Raw genomic sequence first — 2,134 nt, 5'->3', positions numbered from 1 at the left:
GTAGGTTTAAATCTCCTTTTATGGTAGCATCAGCATCAAATGTAGCTTTACCGTAATACAAATCATTATCCTCTGCACTACTATTAAGTGCCATAAAACTTCTAGCTTTCAATTTCAAATCAAAAGTAGGGTTGAGTAAATCTTCTGTACCTACGGTTCCATCTACATTAAAAACGTCACCTTGAGCATCATAAACTTTTATATCGTTCAAAGTGATTTTCTCATTTGTAGCAATGATAGTTTCATCTCTCAACTCAAAACTAGTATCGAGCATAGCGACGTTAATTTGAGCCTGATTAAAGTTTATTTCTCCATTGTATTCTGGTTCTAAAGTGCTTCCTGTTACCTTAAAACTACCATTCATACTTCCAGTACCTTCTGTCAAGAAATCTCCTGATAATCCTGCGATGGTTTGCATTGCCATTTTATTAATGTCTAGCTCTAAATTTAAATTGGCAGCGACCTCACTTGCTTTATAATCTCCTTTGAGTTCTAAATCTACATTATCACCTTTGATCATTAAATCCATATCATATTGAGCGCCATCTAAAGAGTTTGCATCGAGGTGTAAAGTTCCCATAGGCACTTCTAGAATGTGTAATTGATTTACATCTAGGTCTGCGATAAAACCAGTAGTACCATAAATATCGTCCAAGATAAATTCTCCGTTTACCGCACCAGTTGCTAATTTTTCATCTGGATTCAAATAGCTCATAAAACCTTGCAATCTAAAACCATCAAATAACAAGCCTAAATGCTGGTTTTCTATGTTTTCTAAATCGCTGCGTAATTCTATACTTTGGCTTTCGTTAGTCAATTTAAAATTGTCAAAAACTAACGCCTCTTCTCCTACTGCTATTTCATTGTTGTCGGGAATAGACCACGGTTTTTTATTCAATATCAAATCATCTAGCGATAGGTTGAAAATTAAATTTTCTATTCCGTTGATATCTCGCTTTCGCGAAAGCGTGCTCGCAAAATGCATCAATCGTTCCTCATCATCATATGAGGTGAATTCTAGGTTCAAAACATTGTTAGATACTATACCAGATAAATCAGTACGTTTAATCTGTATAGGACCAGAAGCAATGTTTTTAAAACCTAAATTAAATTCTAAATTCTGTTCATCAGATTTGGAGGAAATGACTAAGCTATCAACTTTACTACCGGCATAATTCAAAAATGGTATAGCAATCTCACTATTTAAAACACGTTTGCGCTCATTAAAGTTTACACCTATTTGAATAGTATCAAGCGATTGTAGGCCTGGTAAAATAACATCGCGTAATATAGGCGCTGGGCTTACAGTACCTTTAATATTCATTTTTACTGGTTGCACGGTATCCATTGCAGTGCTGGACGTTAAATAGCGGTCTATATGTCTTTGTAAGGCACTTGCTAGATTTTGTGGATCTGTATTAGAACGTAGTTCTAAGTCCAGCATTTTGTTTTTTACGTTTACAGAGGTCGAGTCTGTAGTTACAAAAGCATCCATATCAAGATCACCTAGTAGATAGGACTGTTGATCAAAGACCGCAATTCCATCATCTATGTTTGTTTTTACCTCATATTTCTCGGTATTGCCACTGTAATCTACCTCTATTTTCCCTGCTGCTCTGATATTTCTAGAAGCGATACCAAAGGCTTGCAGGTTAATCCCAACGACATCTACAAATGCGCTTGCAGTAGTCAATTCCGTATCAAGTGCAGCATTTGCATCTAGTGCGATATTGATATTTTCATCCTTAAATTGAGACTTGATTTGTGCAAGACCATTATCAATACTTCCATTAATAGGAATATTCTTTAACGGATACTCATTATATGCAAATTGCTCAATTTCCCCATCTATAGTGGCATCTAGCGTGCTTATGTCACTACCACTTCCTTTTGTTTCTATAGCAAGGCTTAAATTTCCTAACTCAGGCATCGCTAGCAATTCGGCTAGGTTGATTTCTTGCGCTTTTAACTTGGTGTCAAATGCTATTTGCTCATTATTACTAAAGTTACCATCTACGGCAAAGTTTCCTAAACTTGTTTCTAGGTTTGCTTGAGCAGTAACGTCAGTTAAAGAACCATTTGCTGTGGCGTTTAGAGCTATTTCTTTAGGTAATGTAACTCCTAGATCTTCTTC

At 35.9% G+C, this 2,134-nt stretch carries 1 protein-coding gene; it reads right to left on the bottom strand.

Translation table 11 applies throughout. From position 1 onward, the window contains the following. Positions 1 to 2,134 (bottom strand): translocation/assembly module TamB domain-containing protein (locus tag A9Q93_RS09270; RefSeq protein WP_303687119.1); only part of this gene is annotated, 2,134 nt, incomplete at both ends.

The sequence above is a fragment of the Nonlabens dokdonensis genome, from assembly GCF_002162835.1.
Lineage (GTDB): Bacteria > Bacteroidota > Bacteroidia > Flavobacteriales > Flavobacteriaceae > Nonlabens > Nonlabens dokdonensis_B.
This window is presented reverse-complemented; position numbering and strand designations above follow the sequence as displayed.